This is a genomic window from Roseateles sp. P1_C6, from assembly GCF_056406315.1.
In genome coordinates, this window is record NZ_JBFUAK010000001.1 from 136,409 (window position 1) to 155,548 (window position 19,140).

The following is a 19,140-nucleotide window of genomic DNA, read 5'->3' on the forward strand; positions in this document are numbered from 1 at the left end:
CCAGCAGCGCCAGCTGAGCGCAGGCGCTCTGCAGGCAGGTGCCCTTCGGGCGAGCCGCGTGCCAGCGCACGGTGCCCGCTGAACGCCAGCAGCGCGCGCAACCCGCGTCGCGTTCAGCCTCCGGCGCCGACGACCAGGTGCAGCGTAGACGTCTGCACCCAGCTGGCGCCCTGCTGTTCCAGCACGGCGTAATCGGTCAGCGCGTTGCCGTATGAGTCCGTGCCGGTGGACAGCTGCTGCAGCTGGGTGTCGGCGGCCACGTTGATGACGTCGCCGCTGTCCAGCTTCAGCGTCAGCGCATGGTTGCTGTCGGTGATGCTGGTCAGCCCCAGGCTGGACAGGTCGATGCCGCCGGCGCCGCCATTGCGCAGGTCCAGCGCCTCGACGTTGTGGGCGACGTTGATCAGCGAGGCAATGTCGAAGCTGGTGCCGCTGGTCATGAACTTCAGCAGGTCGATGCCGGCGCCGCCGTCGGCCGAGGTCAGGTCGGCGGGGGACGCGGCGATCAACGTGTCGTCGCCATTGCCGCCCAGCATCGTGTCGGCACCCCCGCCACCCGTCAGTACGTCGTTGCCGTCGCCGCCGCTCAGCGTGTTGGCCGCGGCGTTGCCGGCGATGGCGTTGTCCAGCGCGTTGCCGGTGCCGTTGATGGCGGTGGCACCGGTCAGCGTCAGGTTCTCGACGTTGGTGCCCAGCGTGTGCGTGACCGAGGACTGCACGCTGTCCGTGCCGCCGTTCAGGCCTTCCGTTACCGTGTCGCCGGCGTTGTCGACCCAATAGCTGTCGTTGCCTGCGCCGCCAGCCATCGTGTCGGCACCCGCGCCGCCGTCCAGCAGGTTGTCGCCCGCGTTGCCGGTGAGCTGGTTGTTCAGGCCGTTGCCCGTGGCGTTGATGTTGGCCGAGCCAGTCAGGATCAGGTGTTCGACATTGGCCGGCAGCGCGTAGCTGACGGCCGACTGCACGGTGTCGGTGCCGCCGTTGACGGCTTCGTTGACGAGGTCGCCGGCGTTGTCGACCAGGTAGCTGTCGTTGCCTGCGCCCCCCGCCATCGTGTCGGCACCGGCGCCGCCGTCCAGCTGGTTGTCGCCGGCGTTGCCAGTCAGCAGGTTGTCCAGCGTGTTGCCGGTGGCGTTGAGGTTGGCGATGCCGGTCAGCACCAGGTTCTCGACGTTGGCGGCCAGCGTGTAGCTGACGGACGCGGAGACGCTGTCCGTGCCCTCGCCGGCGGCCTCGGTGATGCTGTCGCCCACGTTGTCGACGACGTAGCCGTCGTTGCCGGTGCCGCCGACGAGCGTGTCGGCGCCCGCGCCGCCATCCAGCGTGTCGTTGCCGGCCAGGCCCGTCAGCGTGTTGGCGGCGCCGTTGCCCGTCAGCACGTTGTCGCCGGTGTTGCCGGTGCCGTTGATGGCCGCGACACCCTGCAGCGTCAGGTCTTCCAGGTTCACGCCCAAGGTGTAGGTGATGCTGGCCTGGACGAGGTCGCTGCCCTCGCTCACCGCCTCGGTGACGGTGTCCGACGCCGAGTCGACGACGTAGATGTCGTTGCCGACGCCGCCGGCCATCGCGTCGTTGCCGGCGCCCCCGTCCAGCAGGTCGTCGCCGTTGCCGCCGGTCAGCGTGTCATTGCCGTTGCCGCCGGACAGCGAGCCGCCGGTACTGGCGATGACGAAGGCGGTCGGCGCGGCGGTCTTGTACGGGTTGGCGGCGGCCAGTTGGCTGACGGTGCCCCACTTCCACGCCAGGTAGCCGTCCAGGCGCTGCTGGTCGGCCGTCGACAGCGTGGTGCCGGTGACGATGACCTCGCTGTAGTCGTTGCTGGCCATCCACTGCCCGCCCCAGCTGTTGCCAATGCTCAGCGAGCCGTTGAAGCTGAGCGCCTGGTTGACGGTGGACACGACGTGCGTGGCCTCGGCGAGCGTCGTGTAGACGTTGGCGCGAGTGTTCCAGGACTGCAGCGTGCCGTCCACGGTCCAGGCGGTTTTCAGGTTGGTGTTGCTGGCGCCGACCACGTCGGTCGTGCCGTCGCCCTGCCCCGCGATCAGCAGCCAGGGGCTGCCGCCCACGCCGGTGGCCAGGGGCATGTAGAAGCTGTCGCCCGACTTCTGTACCCAGTAGATGCTGCCGCCCGAGGCGATGGTGGCCAGGCTGGCGGTCAGACGGTCGTCCAAGCCGTCCAGGCGCACGGTGGGCAGGCCGTTCATGCCGTCCACCACCAGCGTCGGCTCGAAGCCGCCGTTGCTGGCCGTGGCGTCGCGCCCACCGCCGCTCTTGTCGCGCCACACGGCCACGCGGCCGTCGGCGGTCAGGCCGCTCTCGGCCAGGCCTTCGCGCACGCCGTCGCCGTCCAGGTCCGCGGCGTCCAGCCACAGCGCCACGTTGGTCAGCTGGGTGGGCGTCCAGGCCGAGACATTGCCCAGCTTCAGCACGTCGTCGCCGTCATTGCCTTGCAGCGTGCTGCCACCATCGGCCGTGAGGCTGTCGTTGCCATTACCACCCAGCAGCGTGTCGGCGCCGCCACCGCCGATCAGCGTGTCGTTCCCATCGCCGCCGTCCAGCGTGTTGGACGCGACGTTGCCGGTCAACGTGTTGGCGGCCGCGTTGCCGGTGGCGTTGACGGCGGCGCTGCCGGCCAGCGTGATGTTCTCGATGTTGGGCTGGCTGGCCAGCGTGTACGTGACGCTGGACTGCACGGTGTCCGTGCCTTCGTTCGCGGCCTCGACCAGCGTGTCGGCGGCGTTGGTGACGACGTAGGTGTCGTCGCCGGTGCCGCCCGTCAGCGTGTCGATGCCCGCGCCGCCAATCAGCGTGTCGTTGCCGGCGCCACCGTTGAGCGCGTCACCGGCGCTGTCGGTCGCGGCCGGGTCGCCGAAGCTGAACACCGAGGCCGGCACCGACACGAAGGCGCTGGCGCCCGGCGTCAGCCACGACAGCTGCGCCACCGCACCGCCGTTGCCCTCGCTCATCTGCACCATGATGCTGTGCTGGCCCGCGCTCAGGTTCAGCGCCAGCGAGTCGATGTTGGCGAGGTTGACGTAGCCGCTCATGCCGTCGACGTACTGGCCGTCGATGTAGAGCGCCATGCTGTCGTCCTGGCTGATGCGGAAGGTGTAGTTGCCGGCCGTGGCGATGTTGACGTAGCCGGTCCAGCGGACGGAGAAGTTGTCGACATTGACGACGCCGGTGGCCGGCGAGCCATTGCCGTAGTTGCTGGCAATGTTGGCGTCCTGGCGCGTCAGCACCGGCGTGCCCAGCCAGCTCGTGTTGTTCCAGTACTCGGCGCGCAGACCGCTTTGCTGCAGGCCGGCGAAGTAGTTGGGGCGGCTGCCCGAGACCAGCATGTCGTCACCGTTGCCGCCGTTCAGCGTGTCGGTGCCGCCGCCGCCGTACAGCGTGTCGTTGCCGTCCATGCCGGCCAGCGTGTCGTTGCCGCTGTTGCCGACAACGAGGTTGGCCAGCGCATTGCCCGTGCCGGTGTGCGCGCCCGTGTCGGTGAAGCTCAGGCGCTCCAGCGTGGCGGCGAGCGTGTAGCTGGCCAGCGACGTCTCCACGCTGTCCAGGCCGGTCGTCTCGGTGATGACGTCACCCGCGTTGTCGACCACGTAGGTGTCATCGCCAGCCGCGCCCACCAGCGTGTCGGCGCCGGCGCCGCCGTCCAGCCGCTCGTTGGCCTGCGTGCCGGTCAGCGTGTTGGCCGCGGCGTTGCCGTACAGCTTCAGGTTGTTCTGGTTGGCCGCCGTCAGGTTCTCGACATTGGTCGGCAGGCGGAAGTCGATGCTGGCCTGCACGAGGTCGGTGCCCTCGGCGGCGTTCTCGATGACCGTCGTGAACGGCAGGTAGACGTTGTAGGTGTCGTTGCCGGCGGCGCCAGCCATCGACGTCGCGTTGGGATTGCCCGCGTTGGACGGCCCGGTGATGACGTTGTCCAGTGCGTTGCCGGTGACGTTGATGTTGTACGAGGACTGCAGGTCCAGGTTCTCGACGTTGGCCGCCAGCGTGTAGCTGAGGATGGTCGCGCTGTTCGTGGTGCGCTGCAGGTAGACCGTATCCGTGCCCTCGCCGGCGTTCTCGACGACCACCAGGTTGAGGCTGAAGTTGCCGAAGCCGTCGGCCTGCTGGTAGTAGTCGTCGTTGCCGGTGCCGCCGGCCATCGTCGTCGCGATGCCGCTGTAGACGCTGGCGTACAGCGCGTTGTTGGCGGTGTTGCCGGTGATGGTGCCGGCCGTGCGGCCGACGTAGTAGATGTTCTCGACGTTGGCCGACAGCGTGTAGCTGGCGGATGCGTAGACGGCGTCCGTGCCTTCGCTGGCGTTCTCGTTGACGAGGTCGCCCGCGTTGTCGACGAAGTAGACGTCGTTGCCCGCGCCGCCGGTCATCGTGTCGGCGCCCGCGCCGCCGTCGATGCGGTTGGCGCCGCTGTTGCCGAGGATGCTGTTGGCCAGCGCGTTGCCGGCGCCGTTGATGGCGGCGGTGCCGGTCAGCGTCAGGTTCTCGACGTTGGCGGTCAGCGTGTAGCCCACCGACGACAGCACGCGGTCCGTGCCGGCACTGGCGTCTTCGACGACGGTGTCGCCCACGTCGTCCACCGTGTAGGTGTCGTTGCCGGCGCCGCCGGCCATCCAGTCGGCGCCGACCTTGCCGTCCAGCGTGTCATTGCCGTTGCCGCCAAACAGCGCGTCCACGCGCGCAGCGCCGTTCATCACGTCGTCGCCGTCGCCACCGAAGACGACCGCGTCGACACGACCGGCGCCGCGTGCGGAGGCACCGTTGTAGGTCGCCGTCATCGTCTCGGCCGCGGCGGTGCCGAACGCGATCTTGCCGCCTGTCCAGGTCGGGTCCAGGCCGACCGTGCTCAGCGCGCCGCCGGTCATGCTGGTGGGCGTGCCCACGCCCCAGCGCGTGGCCAGGTAGTTCTCGATGACGCGCTGCTCGGCGGCGGACAGCACATGGTCGAACACCAGCAGCTCAGACACCTGTCCGCGGCTGGCCTCGCTTGTGCTGCCCTGGTAGCCGGACAGCTGGATCTTGCCCAGCCAGCCGTCAAAGGTGCTGCCGGTGGCGGCCAGGGCCACGCCGTTCTTGTAGAGCGTGCCCGAGCCCGCCAGGTCGCTGGCCGTGTACAGGATGGGCGTGCCGGCCTGCACGGTGGCGTTGGTCTGCGACACCCAGTTTTGGCCGTAGAGCTGGTCCTGGTAGCCGCCGTGCCAGCCGATCAGCGAGTTGTCGGTGGACGAGGAGACCAGGCGCGCGTTCTGCGTGCCGGTGAGCTGGCCCACGACGAACAGCGAGTAGTTCTGACCCACCCACAGGCTGCTGGTCAGGAAGTCGTTGCCGTCGAAGCTGACCGTGGGTTGGCCGTTCAGCCCGGTCAGGTTCAGCAGCGGCGACGCGCTGGACGTGCCCTGCGTGAAGTTGTTGCCGCTGCCGCTCTTGTCGACCCAGGTGCTGAGGTTGCCGTTGCCGTTGATCAGGCCGCCCTCGGCCAGACCCGACGATGTGCCATTGCCGTCCAGGTCGTTGGCATCCAGCCAGGTGATCTTGCCGCCTATGGTGGCAAAGGTCGGGTCGGCCGTCATGCCCCACAGCGTGCGCAGGTCCGACAGGCTGGGCAGCACCAGGCCGCTGATGTCGATGGCGAGATTGATGCCGCCAGGCGCGATCGCGGCCAGCAGCTTGCCGGTGTTGCCGTTGGAGAGCAGCACGTCCGGCGCGGCGTTGACGTTGGTGGTGTTGCTGTAGTCGCTGCTGTTCAGCAGCAGCAGGTCGTTGCCGTCGAGCAGAACCTCCAGCTTGCCCCCGCCGTCGGCGCCGACGAAGTTGACGGTGTTGACGTCGCTGGAGCGCACGGTGATGGTCTCGACCGTGCCGCCAAAGAAGTCCAGCACCTCGATGCCGCGCACCTTGGCCGTCAGCTGGTTGACGTTGGTGACGCCCAGACCATCGAGCTTGAGGCTGTCCACGCCGGTGCCCCCGTCGATGGACACGAAGTTCAGGTCGCTCACCGCGAGCGTGTCGGCGCCGCCGGCGGCGCTGATCGTGTCGGCGCCACCGCCGCCGACGATGTAGTTGTTGCCGGCATTGCCGGTGAGCACGTTCGCCAGCGCGTTGCCGGTGGCCGTGATGTTGGCGCTGCCGGTCAGCGTCAGGTTCTCGAAGTTGGCGGCCAGCGCCCAGCTGACGCTGGCGCGCACTTCGTCGGTGCCGCCGCCGGCCTGCTCGTACAGCGAGTCGCCGACGTTGTCGACGATGTAGATGTCGTTGCCCGCACCGCCCACCAGCACGTCGGAGCCGACGCCGCCGTCCAGCAGGTTGGCGCCGCTGTTGCCGGTGATGGTGTTGCCCAAGGCGTTGCCGGTGCCGTTCATGTCGCTGGCACCCAGCAGCACCAGCGTCTCGACGTTGGCGGCCAGCGTCAGGCTGATGCTGGTCTGCACGATGTCCGTGCCTTCGCCGGCGAACTCGACGACCAGGTCGCTGGCGCTGTCGACGACATAGGTGTCGTCGCCCAGGCCGCCGGTCAGCAGGTCGGCGCCCGCGCCGCCGTCCAGCACGTTGTTGCCGTCGTTGCCGGTGATCTGGTTGGCCACGCTGTTGCCGCTGCCGTCGATGGCGTCGGCGCCGGTCAGCACCAGGTTTTCGAGGTTGGCGCCCAGCACCCAGCTGATGGAGCTGCGCACGGTGTCCGTGCCCTCGCCGCTGTTCTCGGTGATGAGGTCGCCGGCGCTGTCGACGAGGTAGCTGTCGTTGCCCGCGCCGCCGATCAGGCGGTCGTCGCCCTCGCCGCCGTCCAGAACGTTGGCGCCGGCGTTGCCGGTGATCTGGTTGTTCAGCTCGTTGCCGGTGCCGTCGAGGTCGGCCGTACCGGCCAGCACCAGGTTCTCCACGTTGTCCGCCAGGCCGTGGCTGACGCTGGCCGTGACGGTGTCGGTGCCACCGCCGGCAGACTCGATGACGGTGTCGCCGGCGTTGTCGACGAGGTAGCCGTCGTTGCCGGCGCCGCCCACCAGGCGGTCGGCGCCCGCGCCGCCGTCCAGCGTGTTGTTGCCGGCGTTGCCGGTGATGACGTTGTCCAGCGCGTTGCCGGTGCCGCTGAGGTTGGCGCTGCCGGTCAACGTCAGGTTCTCGACCTCGTTCACCAGCACGTAGCTGATGGATGCCTGCACCGTGTCGCTGCCCTCGCCCGGGTTCTCGGTGACGAGGTCGCCGGCGTTGTCGACGACGTAGCTGTCGTTGCCGGAGCCACCGGCCATCTGGTCGGCGCCCAGGCCGCCGTCCAGCGTGTTGTTGCCGGTGTTGCCGGTCAGCACGTTGGCCAGGTCGTTGCCGGTGCCATTGATGTTGTTGCTGCCGGTCAGCGTCAGCGCTTCGAGGTTGGCCCCGAGCGTCCAGTTGACGGACGCGAGCACGGTGTCCGTGCCTTCGGCCACGTTCTCGGTGAGGGTGTCGCCGCTGTTGTCGACGACATAGGTGTCGTCGCCCACGCCGCCGATCAGCTGGTCGGCGCCCGCGCCGCCATCCAGCACGTTGGCGCCGCTGTTGCCAGTGATCTGGTTGGCCAGCGCGTTGCCGCTGCCGTTGAGGTCGTTGCTGCCGGTGAGGATCAGGTTCTCGACGTTGGCACCCAGCGTGAAGCTGACGCTGCTGCGCACCAGGTCAACGCCCTCGCCGGCGGACTCGATGGCGACGTCGCCCGCGTTGTCGACGAAGTACGTGTCGTTGCCCGCACCGCCGGCCATCGTGTCGGCGCCCAGGCCGCCGTCGATGAGGTTGTTGTTGCCGTTGCCGGTGATCTGGTTGTTGGCCGCGTTGCCGGTGGCGTCGATGCGGTCGGTGCCCGTCAACACCAGGTTTTCCAGGTTGGCGCCCAGCGTGTAGGTGATGGCGGAACGCACGGTATCCGTGCCTTCGCCGGCGTTCTCGGTGATGAGGTCGCTGACGTCATCGACGACATAGGTGTCGTTGCCCGCGCCTCCCACCATGCGGTCCGCGCCCGTGCCGCCGTCCAGCTGGTTGTTGCCGCTGTTGCCGGTCAGCGTGTTGTCCAGCTCGTTGCCGCTGCCGTCCACGTTGGCGGTGCCGGTCAGGATCAGGTTCTCGATGTTGGCGCCCAGCGCGAAGCTGGCCGCCGAGCGCACGGTGTCGGTGCCCTCGCCCGGGTTCTCCACGACCTGGTCACCCGCGTCGTCGACGACGTAGCTGTCATCGCCGGCGCCGCCGGCCATCAGGTCGGCACCGGCGCCGCCGTCGATGAGGTTGTTGCCCGCGTTGCCGGTGATCTGGTTGGCCAGCTCGTTGCCGGTGGCGTTGAGGTTGGCCGAGCCGGTCAGAATCAGGTTCTCGACGTTGGCTTCCAGCACGCGGCTGACCGAGGAGATCTCGGTGTCGGTGCCCGCGCCCACGTCTTCCACCACCACGTCGCCGCTGTTGTCGATGCTGTAGGTGTCATCGCCGCCGCCGCCGGCCATCGTGTCGGTGCCTGCGCCGCCGTCGATGACGTTGGCGGCCGCATTGCCGATGATGCTGTTGCTGCCGGCGTTGCCGGTGCCGCTGATGTTGCCCGTGCCGGTCAGCACCAGGTTCTCCAGCGTGGCGCCCAGCGTGTAGCTGATGCTGGAACGCACGGTGTCCGTGCCTTCGCCGCTGGCCTCGATGACCTGGTCGCCGGCGTTGTCCACGCCGTAGGTGTCATCGCCCAGGCCGCCGGTCATCACGTCGGCGCCACCCGCGCCGTCCAGCGCGTTGTTGCCGCTGTTGCCGGTCAGCTGGTTGGCCTGGCCGTTGCCGCTGCCATCGACGTCGGCCGTGCCGGTCAGGATGAGGTTCTCGACGTTGGCGCCCAGCGTGAAGCTGACGCTGCTGCGCACGAGGTCCATGCCCTCGCCCACGGCTTCGGTCACCGTGTCGCCGGCGCTGTCGACCAGGTAGCTGTCGTCGCCCGCGCCGCCGGCCATGCGATCGGCGCCGGTGCCGCCGTCGATGAGGTTGGCGCCGGCGTTGCCGGTGATCTGGTTGTCGAGTTCGTTGCCGGTCGCGCTCAAGGCGGCGGTGCCGTTCAGCACCAGGTGCTCGACGTTGGCGCCCAGCGCGTAGCTGATGGACGAGCGCACCGTGTCCACGCCTTCGCCGGCGTTCTCGGTGACGGTGTCGCCCGCGTTGTCGACCACGTAGGTGTCGTTGCCCGCGCCACCGGCCATCGTGTCGGCGCCCGCGCCGCCGTCCAGCAGGTTGTTGGCGATGTTGCCGGTGAGCTGGTTGTCCAGCTCATTGCCGCTCGCGTTCGCATCGCCGGTGCCTGTCAGCACCAGGCGCTCCAGGTTCGCACCCAGCGCAAAGTTGACGCTGGAGCGAACCGTGTCCGTGCCCTGGCCGCTGAACTCGGTGACGGTGTCGCCCCCGTCGTCGACCATGTAGACGTCGTTGCCCGCGCCGCCGGCCAGTGCGTCGGCACCCGCGCCGCCATCCAGCGTGTTGTTGCCGCTGTTGCCGCTGAGCTGGTTGGCCAGCTCGTTGCCGCTGCCATCGATGCTGGCGCTGCCCGTCAGCACCAGGTTCTCGATGTTGGCGCCCAGCGTGAACGTGACGCTGCTGCGCACGGTGTCCGTGCCCTCACCCGCGGCTTCGGTGGCGGTGTCGCCGCCGTTGTCGACGAGGTAGCTGTCGTTGCCAGCGCCGCCGGCCATGGTATCGGCACCCGCGCCACCGTCGAGGGTGTTGTTGCCGGCGTTGCCGGTGATGACGTTGTCCAGCGCGTTGCCGGTGGCGTCGATGTGGCTGGTGCCGGTCAGCACCAGGTTCTCGACGTTGGCGGGCAGCACCAGCGTGACGGCGCTGCGGATGGTGTCGGCGCCCTCGCCCGCGTTCTCGGTGACGGTGTCGCCGGCGTTGTCGACGATGTAGCTGTCGTCGCCCAGGCCGCCGGCCATCTGGTCGGCGCCCGCGCCGCCGTCGATGACGTTGTTGCCCGCGTTGCCGGTCAGGCGGTTGGCGGCGGAGTTGCCGGTGGCGTTGATGTTGGCGCTGCCCGTCAACGTCAGGTCTTCGATGTTCTCGCCCAGGCGGAAGCTGACGGTCGACGAGACCTGGTCGTTGCCTTCGCCCACGGCTTCGGTGACGGTGTCGCCGGCGTTGTCGACGACGTAGCTGTCGTCACCCGCCCCGCCGGCCATCGCGTCGGCGCCGGCCTTGCCGTCGAGCACGTTGTTGCCGCCGTTGCCCAGCAGCTGGTTGTCCAGCTCGTTGCCGGTGGCGTTGAGGTCGCCGGCACCTAGCAGCTGCAGGTTCTCGACGTTGGCCGTCAGCACGTAGCTGATGCCCGCACGCACGCTGTCATTGCCCTCGCCGGCGTTCTCGGTGACGGTGTCGCCCACGTTGTCGACGACGTAGGAGTCGTCACCCGCGCCGCCGCTCATCTGGTCGGCGCCCGCACGGCCGTCCAGCAGGTTGTTGCCGCCGTTGCCGATGAGGATGTTGGCGGCCGCGTTGCCGGTGGCGTCGATGTCGGCGCCGCCCGTCAGCGTCAGGTTCTCCAGGTTGGCGCCCAGCGTCCAGGTCACGGCGCTGCGCACCAGGTCCGTGCCCTCGCCGGCCTGCTCGGTGAGTTGATCGCCGGCGTTGTCCACCACATAGGTGTCGTCGCCCGCGCCACCGACCAGCACGTCGGCGCCGGCGCCGCCGTCCAGCAGGTTGTTGCCGGCATTGCCGGTGATGACATTGGCCAGCGCGTTGCCGCTGCCGTCGATGTTGGCGGCCCCCGTCAGCGTCAGTTGCTCGATGTTGGCGCCCAGCCGGAAGCTGACGCTGGACTGCACGAGGTCGATGCCCTCGCCCGCCGCTTCAGTCACGGTGTCGCCAGTGTTGTCGACGAGGTAGCTGTCGTTGCCTGCGCCGCCCGCCATCGCGTCGGCGCCCAGGCCGCCATCGAGGAGGTTGTTGCCGCTGTTGCCGGTGATGACGTTGTCCAGCGCGTTGCCGGTGCCGGTCCAGTCGCCCGTGCCGGTCAGCACCAGGTTTTCAAGGTTGGCGCCGAGCGTGTAGCTGAAGCCGGCGCGCACGGTGTCGATGCCTTCGCCCGCGTTCTCGGTCACCACGTCACCGGCGTTGTCGACGACGTAGCTGTCGTTGCCCGCGCCGCCCACCATGGTGTCGGCCCCCAGGCCGCCATCCAGCGTGTTGTTGCCGCTGTTGCCGAGGAGGGTGTTGTCGAGGTCGTTGCCGGTGCCGCTGATGGGCGCGGTGCCGGTGAGTGTCAGGTTCTCGACGTTGGCGCCCAGCGTGAAACTGACGCTGCTGCGGACCAGGTCTGTACCACCGCCGGCGGCTTCGATGACCACGTCGCCGGTGTCGTCGACGAGGTAGGTGTCGTCACCCGACCCGCCCAGCATGGTGTCGGCGCCCGCGCCGCCGTCGATCAGGTTGGCGCCGCTGTTGCCAACGATGCGGTTGTCCAGCTCGTTGCCGGTGCCGCTGATGTTGCCGGTGCCCGTGAGCTGCAGCTCCTCGACGTTGGCGGACAGCGCATAGCCCACGCCGCTCTTGACCGTGTCGTAGCCGGCGTTGGCGTCTTCGATGACCCCATCGCCGCTGTTGTCGACGACGTAGCTGTCGTCGCCCGCGCCGCCGGCCATCGTGTCGGCACCAGCCTTGCCGTCGATGAGGTTGGCACCAGCGTTGCCGGTGATGACGTTGTCGGCCGCGTTGCCGGTGGCGTCGATGTTGCCGGCCCCCAGCAGCGTCAGGTTCTCCAGGTTGTCGCCCAGCGTCCAGCTGATGGACGCGCGCACGCTGTCCGTGCCCTCGTTGGCCAGCTCGGTGATCTGGTCGCTGGTGTTGTCGACGACGTAGGTGTCGTCGCCCGCACCCCCGGCCATCTGGTCGGCGCCGGCCTTGCCGTCCAGCAGGTTGTTGCCGGCGTTGCCGAACAGGGTGTTGGCCAGCGCGTTGCCGGTGCCGTCGATGTTGGCGGTGCCGGTCAGCGTCAGGCTCTCGATGTTGGCGCTCAGCACGAAGCTGACGCTGCTGCGGACCAGGTCCGTGCCTTCGCCCGCGGCCTCGGTGACGGTGTCGCCGGTGTTGTCGACGACGTAGCTGTCGTCGCCCGCGCCGCCGGCCATCGTGTCGGCACCCGCGCCGCCGTCGATGAGGTTGTTGCCAGCGTTGCCGGTGATGACGTTGTCCAGCGCGTTGCCCGTGCCGCTGTTGCTGGCCGTGCCGGTCAGCACCAGGTTCTCGACATTGGCGCCCAGCGCGTAGCTAATGCCGGAACGCACGGTGTCCGTGCCCTCGCCGAAGTTCTCGGTGACGACGTCGCCGACCGAGTCGACCACGTAGCCGTCATCGCCCGCACCACCGGCCATGCGGTCGCCGCCCAGCCCGCCGTCCAGCAGGTTGTTGCCGGCGTTGCCGGTCAGCTGGTTGTCCAGCGCGTTGCCGGTGGCGTTGATGTCGGCATTGCCCGTCAGCGTCAGGTTCTCGACGTTGGCGCCCAGCACGTAGCTGACCGAGGCGTTGACCGTGTCGGTGCCCTCGCCCGCCGCCTCGATGACCACGTCGGTGGTGTCGTCGACGTTGTAGTTGTCGTTGCCGGCGCCACCGGTCAGCGTGTTGCTGCCGGCTGCGCCCGTCAGCACATCGTCGAACGCGCTGCCGATGACGTTCTCGATGCCGGCGAGCGAGTCGCCCTGCGCGTCGCCACCGCTGCCGCGGCCGGTGGAGAGGTTGACCGTCACGGCCGCACTGGACGCGGCGTAGGTCGCCGTGTCGAGGCCCGCGCCGCCGATCAGCTGGTCGGCGCCCGCGCCGCCCACCAGCAGGTCGTTGCCCGCGCCACCGTCCAGGCGGTTGGCGCCGGTGGTGCCGATCAGCACGTCGTCGAACGACGAGCCGGTCAGGTTCTCGATGGCGTCGAAGCTGTCGCCCACCGCGTCGCCGGTGTTCAGCGTCGTGTCGACCAGGCTGACGGTCAGGCCGCTCAGCGCGCCCGCGTAGCTGGCCGTGTCGCTGCCCGCGCCGCCGATGAGCTGGTCGCCCGCAGCGCCGCCGATGAGCACATCGTCGCCCGCGCCGCCCACCAGCCTGTTGACGCCCGCATCGCCTTCCAGCGTGTCGTCGAAGGCCGAACCGGTCAGGTTCTCGATGGCGACGAAGCTGTCGCCGGCCGCGTCGCCCGCGTTGGTCGATGCGTTGACCAGGCTGGCCTTGACGCCCGCCGTCGCGCCCGCGTAAGTCGCCGCGTCATTGCCGGCGCCGCCGATCAACTGGTCCGCGCCCGCGCCCCCGTCCAGCAGGTCGTCGCCGTTGCCGCCGTCCAGGCGGTTGTCGCCCGCGTCGCCCTTCAGCGAGTCGCCGAAGTTGGAGCCGATCAGGTTCTCCACGCCATCCAGCAGGTTGCCCTGCGCATCGCCGCCGTTGCCGGTGCCGGCCACCAGGTCGACCTGCACGGCCGCGGCCGAGGTCGCATAGCTCAGCGTGTCGTTGCCCAGTCCGCCGTGGATGACGTCCGCGCCGCCGCGGCCTTCGATGAAGTCGTCGCCGTCGCCGCCGCTGATGACGTTGGCGTTCGTGTCGCCCACCAGCGTGTCGTTGTAGTTGGAGCCGGCCAGGTTTTCGATGGACGCATAGCTGTCGCCGGCCGCCGCACCGGTGTTGGTGCCGGGTGCCAACAGGCTGGCCGTGACACCGGCCGTCGCCGATGCATAGCTCGCGGTGTCGCTGCCGTCGCCGCCGTCCAGCACGTCGGCCGCGTCGCCACCGTCCAGCACGTCGTCGCCCGCGCCGCCCACCAATCTGTTGATGCCGGCCGTGCCCGTCAGCACATCGTCCTTGTCGGAGCCAAGCAGGTTCTCGATGCCGCTCAGGCGGTCGCCCTCGGCGTCGCCGCCCCGGCCCGTGCCCGTGCCCGTGGCGAGGTTGACCTGCACGCCCACGGCGGACGCCGCGTAGGTCGCCGTGTCCACGCCCGCACCGCCGCTCAACTGGTCCGCGCCGCTGCCGCCGTCCAGCTGGTCGTCGCCGTCGCCACCGTCCAGCGCGTCGTTGCCGGCCAGGCCCGACAGTGTGTCGTTGCCGGCATTGCCGGTCAGCCGGTTGGCGCTGGCCTCGCCGGTGAGCTGGTCGTCGCCGCTGCCGCCGGCCAGGTTCTCGATGGACTGGAAGCTGTCGCCCGTGGCGTCGCCGCCGGTCACGGCGCCGGTGGTCAGGTTGATCTGCACCGCCACGGTGGCGGTGCTGTAGTCCGCCGTGTCGGAGCCGTCGCCGCCGATGAGCGTGTCCGCGCCCGCGCCACCGATCAGCACGTCGTTGCCACGGCCGCCATCCAGCACGTTGTTGGCGGCGTCGCCCAACAGCCGGTCGGAAAATCGCGAGCCGGTCAGGTTCTCGATGTTGGCCAGCGTGTCGCCGCCCGCGTCGCCGCCGGCGCTGGGCGTGGCGCCGCTGAGGTCCACCTTCACGCCTTCGTTGGAGTCGGCGTAGCTGGCGGTGTCGCTGCCGTCGCCGCCGTCGAGCTGGTCGGCGCCGGCGCCACCGACGAGGGTGTCGTCGCCCGCGCCGCCCTGCAGGCCGTCGTTGCCGGGGTTGCCGATCAGCAGGTTGTCAAAGCCGTCGCCGATCAGCGTGTCGTCGTTCTCGGAGCCCGCCAGGTTCTCGATGGATTGGAAGCTGTCACCGCGCGCCTCGCCGGTGTTCAAGCTGGGCGTGGCCAGGCTGACGACCACGCCGGCCTGCGCGTCGAGATAGCTGGCGGTGTCCTTGCCGTCGCCGCCCGTCAGTGCGTCGGCGCCCTCGCCGCCTTCCAGCTCGTCATCACCCGCGCCGCCGTCCAGCTTGTTGTCACCGGCATCGCCGATCAGCAGGTCGTTCAGCGCCGAGCCAGTCAGGTTCTCGATGTCCTGCAGCCGGTCGCCCGTCGCGTCGCCGCCGCTGCCCTGGCCGGTGCCCAGGCTGACATTCACGCCGGCGGCGGAGCTGGCGTAGGTGGCCGTGTCGTTGCCGGCGCCACCTTGCAGCGTGTCGGCGCCACCGCGGCCTTCCAGCACGTCGTCGCCCGCGCCGGCCTGCAGCGCATTGGCCAGTGCGTCACCGCGCAGCGTGTCGTCATGCTCGGAGCCGATGACGTTCTCGACCTGCGTCAGCGTATCGCCTTCGGACTCGCCACCCTTGCCGGTGCCGGCGGCCAGGTCGATGACGACGCCGGCCGACGAGCCGCTGTAGACGGCCGTGTCGGCGCCCGCGCCGCCCACCAGCTGGTCCGCGCCACCACGGCCTTCCAGCAGGTCGTTGCCGGCGCCGCCGTCGAGCTTGTTGGCGCCGCCGTCGCCACGCAGCTGGTCGGCCCCGCCGCTGCCGCCGAGGTTCTCCACGCCTTCCAGCGTGTCGCCGTCGGCATCGCCACCGCTGGCCGTGCCGGTGGACAGGTCCGCGCTGACGCCCGCCGACGAACCCTCGAAGCTGGCCGTGTCGTTGCCCGTGCCGCCCACCAGCTTGTCGGCACCCTCGCCGCCCACCAGCCAGTCGTTGCCGGCGCCGCCGTCCAGCTTGTCGTTGCCGGCACCGCCCGAGAGGCGGTCCGCGCCGACCAGGCCGTTGATGGTGTCGTTGCCCGCACCGCCGTCGATGAGGTCGCCCAGGCCGTAGGCCGGAAACACGACGCCCGCCTTGCCGCCGGCCTCGTAGCTCATATCGGCCGCGCTGCTCACGTCGCGCACGATGGCCGGCAGCGTCAGCTTGCCTTCCAGCACGGTGCCGCCCACATCGGCGGAGGCGGTGACGACCAGGTCGAAGGTGGTCGAGCTGCCGCCCGCCGTGTCGGACACGACGGCGTAGCGCACCATGACGCTGAAGCGCGTCGAGGTCGAGCCTTCAACGGGGATGCTCAGTTCCCAGCCGGTTGCGCCCTTGGTGGCGCCGACGACCTCGAAGCCATCCGGCAGGCCGCTGATGACGACGGACTTGACCAGCGGCGCGGACTTGGCCGACAGCGTGATGTCGAACTGGCGCGCCCAGCCCGAGCCCATGCCCTGGCCGCCGTCGCCGGCGATGGTGTCGTCGCCGGCCGTGCCGTGAATGACTTCGGGCGCGGCCTGGGCGGCGGCGGAGAAGTCGGTGGCCGACTCGGCCGAGCCACCGGAGCCGGTGATGGTGGTACCACTGACCTCCTGGCCCGTGACGTTGTGGAATTGGCCGGCCACCGTCAGCGTGGCTGCGGCAGGCGGCGGAGGCGGCGTGCCGCCGCCGGGGTTGCCCGCCGGTGCCGGCGCAACCTGGATGACCAGCGTGAACGGCCGCGCCTCGTCGTGGAACTCGGCCTTGGCCGCGCCGTCACCGTTGCCGGTGCCGGACACCATGCCGCTCTCCGCCGGCTTGGGCGGCGGGGGCATCTCGCTGCTGGCCTCGCGGGCCGACGGCGCGGGCGTGTCGTCGGCCGTCGTGTTCTTCTCGATGGTGCGAAGCAGCGTGTCGGTGATGTTGACCGGGCCGGCCTGGGCGATCAGCGTGGACGCCTCGGTGGCACCGTCGGAGAACTGCAGCTTGAAGTCGGGGTCGGCCAGCGCGCGCAGCGCGGCGCCCTGGAACACGTGCTGGCTGCCGTCGGCCATGACCAGCACCAGGTCCACGCCGGCCACCAGCACCTTGACGATGGCGGCGCGCGACAGCGCGAGCTTGATCGTGGCGTCCCCGCTGGGCGCATGGATGACGACTTTGCCCGCAGCGTTGTCCATCAGGTACTCCGTGTCACTTCTTCAATCGGCGCGTCGGCGCAGGGGATGCCGGCGCTGCGCAACAGCTGGGCGTCCGAGTCGCTGGCGGCCTCGGCGGCCAGCACGCGCAAGCCCTCCGACGCGCCCAGCTCCACCATCAGTTGCAGCAATCGGCGCTTGCCCGCACTGCCGTCGCCGGCCAGGCCGGTGCTCAAGGACGGCCCCAGGCGCAGATAGCCCACGCCCAGACGGCGCAGCAGCGCCAGGTCTTCCGGCGGCGACACGACGCGCCGTATGCCGACGCGCACGCCATGGCGCTGCAGCATCGCGGTCAGCGGGCCCAGCACGCTCATCACATTGCGCTCGCCGTCGATCTCGAATTCCACCCACAGGCGCGACGCCAGCGCACCGACGCCGGCGAGCGCTTCCTCGAAGCGGCTGACGAAGGTGGGCCGCTCGGCCGAGCGCGGCGAGATGCGGATGGCCACTTCGTCGCCATGCCCGGCGATGCGGGCCAGCGCCAGCTCGGCCACGCGCAGGTCGATGTCGGCGATGCGCGCCGTGCGCAGCGCCGCGGGCAGCACCTCGTCGGGGCCGAAGAATCGGCCTTCGGCGTTCTCCAGCCGCACCTGCGCGAGCTGGTGGGCGGCGGCGCCCTCCGCCGACGCCACGGGCGCCAGGCTCAGGTCCACGCGGCCGGTGATCAGCGCCTCGTCGATGAGGCTGCGCCATTGCGCCAGCGACACCGTCGGGCCGGTGCGCGTGGCGCGCACCATCATCCACGCGGCATCGTTGCCCTCGCCGGACTGCAGGCCGCGGTCCACGCGCGACATCACCGCGCCTATGGTTTCGCCGCCGTGGAAGGTGCTGGCCGCCAGCCAGCCCACGCGCGGCCGGTCGGTCAGCTCGCGCTGCTTGAGGCCGTGCAGCGCGTCGGCCAGCTCGCGCGTCCAGGCATCCAGGGCCTCGGTCTGCACGCGCGGCACCATGACCGCGAAGTCGGCACCGTTCAGTCTCGCGACCACGCCGCCGGCCGGGTCCAGCCGCAGCGCGCGCGTGCGCAGCAGCGTGGCCACCTGCTTGAGCAGCTCGTCGGCACGCTCGCGGCCGGCGCGCTGGTTCAGGCCGGCCAGATCGTCCACGCGCAGCAGCACCATGCCGCCGGTGGCTTCCTTGTCGGGGTCGTGCAGCAGCGTGGCCAGCCGGTCCATGAACTGCGCGCGCGCGGCCAGCCCGGTCACCGGGTCGACCGAGATCTCGGCATGCAGCTCGCCCAGACGCAGGTCGCGGTCGTCCAGCTGCGCCTTGATGCGGGTCAGCGCGACGTTGATGGTGCGTGACATGGCCGCCCACTCGACCGGGCCGTCCTGCGCCCGCTCGGCAATGCGGCCCTGGCCGGCGGCGTCGAGCTGGGCCAGCAGCGGGTCGCCGCCGCGCGTCCACCAGCGCGACACGGTCACGAGGCCCGCCAGCGTCGCCAGCGCGGCCAGCCCGTGAATCATGAGCAGCCAGCCGAGCTGATTCGACGTCAGCGCGCCCTGCAGCAGCGCGAAGCTGCCCACGGCCGACAGCGCGAAACCGCCCGCCACGGCCGCGCCGGCGCGTTGCGTCGCACTGCCAATGCTCACGCGTCGCCCCCTGCGGCGATCTGCTCGTACTGCGTGCCGAAGCGCTCGTCCAGGTTCTCGGCCACCAGCGACGCCGCCGCGACCAGGCTGGTGTCCAGCTTGTGCAGCGCGCGCTGCGCGTTGTCGCCGGCCTCGATGGATGCCGCGACCTGCGTGGCCAGCGTCAGCACCGGCGCCAGCGTGCCGGGCGCCGGATTGGCGTCCAGGTGACGGGCGACGGCCTCCACCACGGCGGTCGGAAAGCCCAGCTCGTCCAACCAGGCGGCGCTGACTTGGGCATGGTCCAGGCCGCAGGCTTCGTGCTCCAGCGCGGCCAGCGCCCGACCGCGCGCGTGGCGCGAGCCGGCCAGCACGGCGGGCAAGGTGTCCGGGAACGCCTGGCAGAGGATGAGGTGGCCCACGTTGTGCAGCAGGCCGGCAAGGAAGGCAGCTTCGCCGTCGCCACCCGCCAAGCGCGCCAAGCTGCGCGCCGCCTTGGCGGTGAGCGTGGCGTCCAGCCAGAACTGGCGCAGGTTGACGCCCGGCACCGCGACGAACACCGACTCCAGCCCGCCGCTGATGACCAGCGTGCGCAGCGTGTCGGTGCCGATGATGGCGACCGCATCCTTGAGGCTCGCCAGGCTGCGGCGGCCGGCGTAGTAAGGTGAGTTGGCGATGCGCAACGTCCGCGCGGCGAGCTGCGGCTCCTGCTCCAGTTCGTCCACCAGGTCGACGATGGAGGCGCCGGGGTCGCGCAGCTGGCTGATGAGGCGGCGCACGACGCGCGGCACCGAGGGCAGCTGCAGCCGGCCGCCGGCGGCGGCGCGGAGCTGGTCCATATG

At 70.3% G+C, this 19,140-nt stretch carries 3 protein-coding genes; all 3 read right to left on the bottom strand.

Annotated features, from left to right (window positions below):
* Positions 1-113 precede the first annotated feature (113 nt).
* The 3 genes from AC1D29_RS00435 to AC1D29_RS00445 are packed head-to-tail and all read right to left on the bottom strand — an operon-like array spanning position 114 to position 19,137.
* Positions 114-16,712, bottom strand: coding sequence for a PA14 domain-containing protein (locus tag AC1D29_RS00435; RefSeq protein WP_477893653.1), 16,599 nt, complete (start codon positions 16,710-16,712; stop codon positions 114-116).
* The gene (locus AC1D29_RS00440; RefSeq protein ID WP_477893655.1) at positions 16,712-18,319 is read right to left on the bottom strand and encodes an EAL domain-containing protein; all 1,608 of its coding nucleotides are present in this window, start codon (positions 18,317-18,319) and stop codon (positions 16,712-16,714) included. The genes AC1D29_RS00435 and AC1D29_RS00440 overlap by 1 nt, the downstream gene beginning before the upstream one ends.
* The gene (locus tag AC1D29_RS00445) at positions 18,316-19,137 is read right to left on the bottom strand and encodes an HDOD domain-containing protein (RefSeq protein WP_477893657.1); all 822 of its coding nucleotides are present in this window, start codon (positions 19,135-19,137) and stop codon (positions 18,316-18,318) included. The genes AC1D29_RS00440 and AC1D29_RS00445 overlap by 4 nt, the downstream gene beginning before the upstream one ends.
* Between the last annotated feature and the right edge of the window lie 3 nt (positions 19,138-19,140).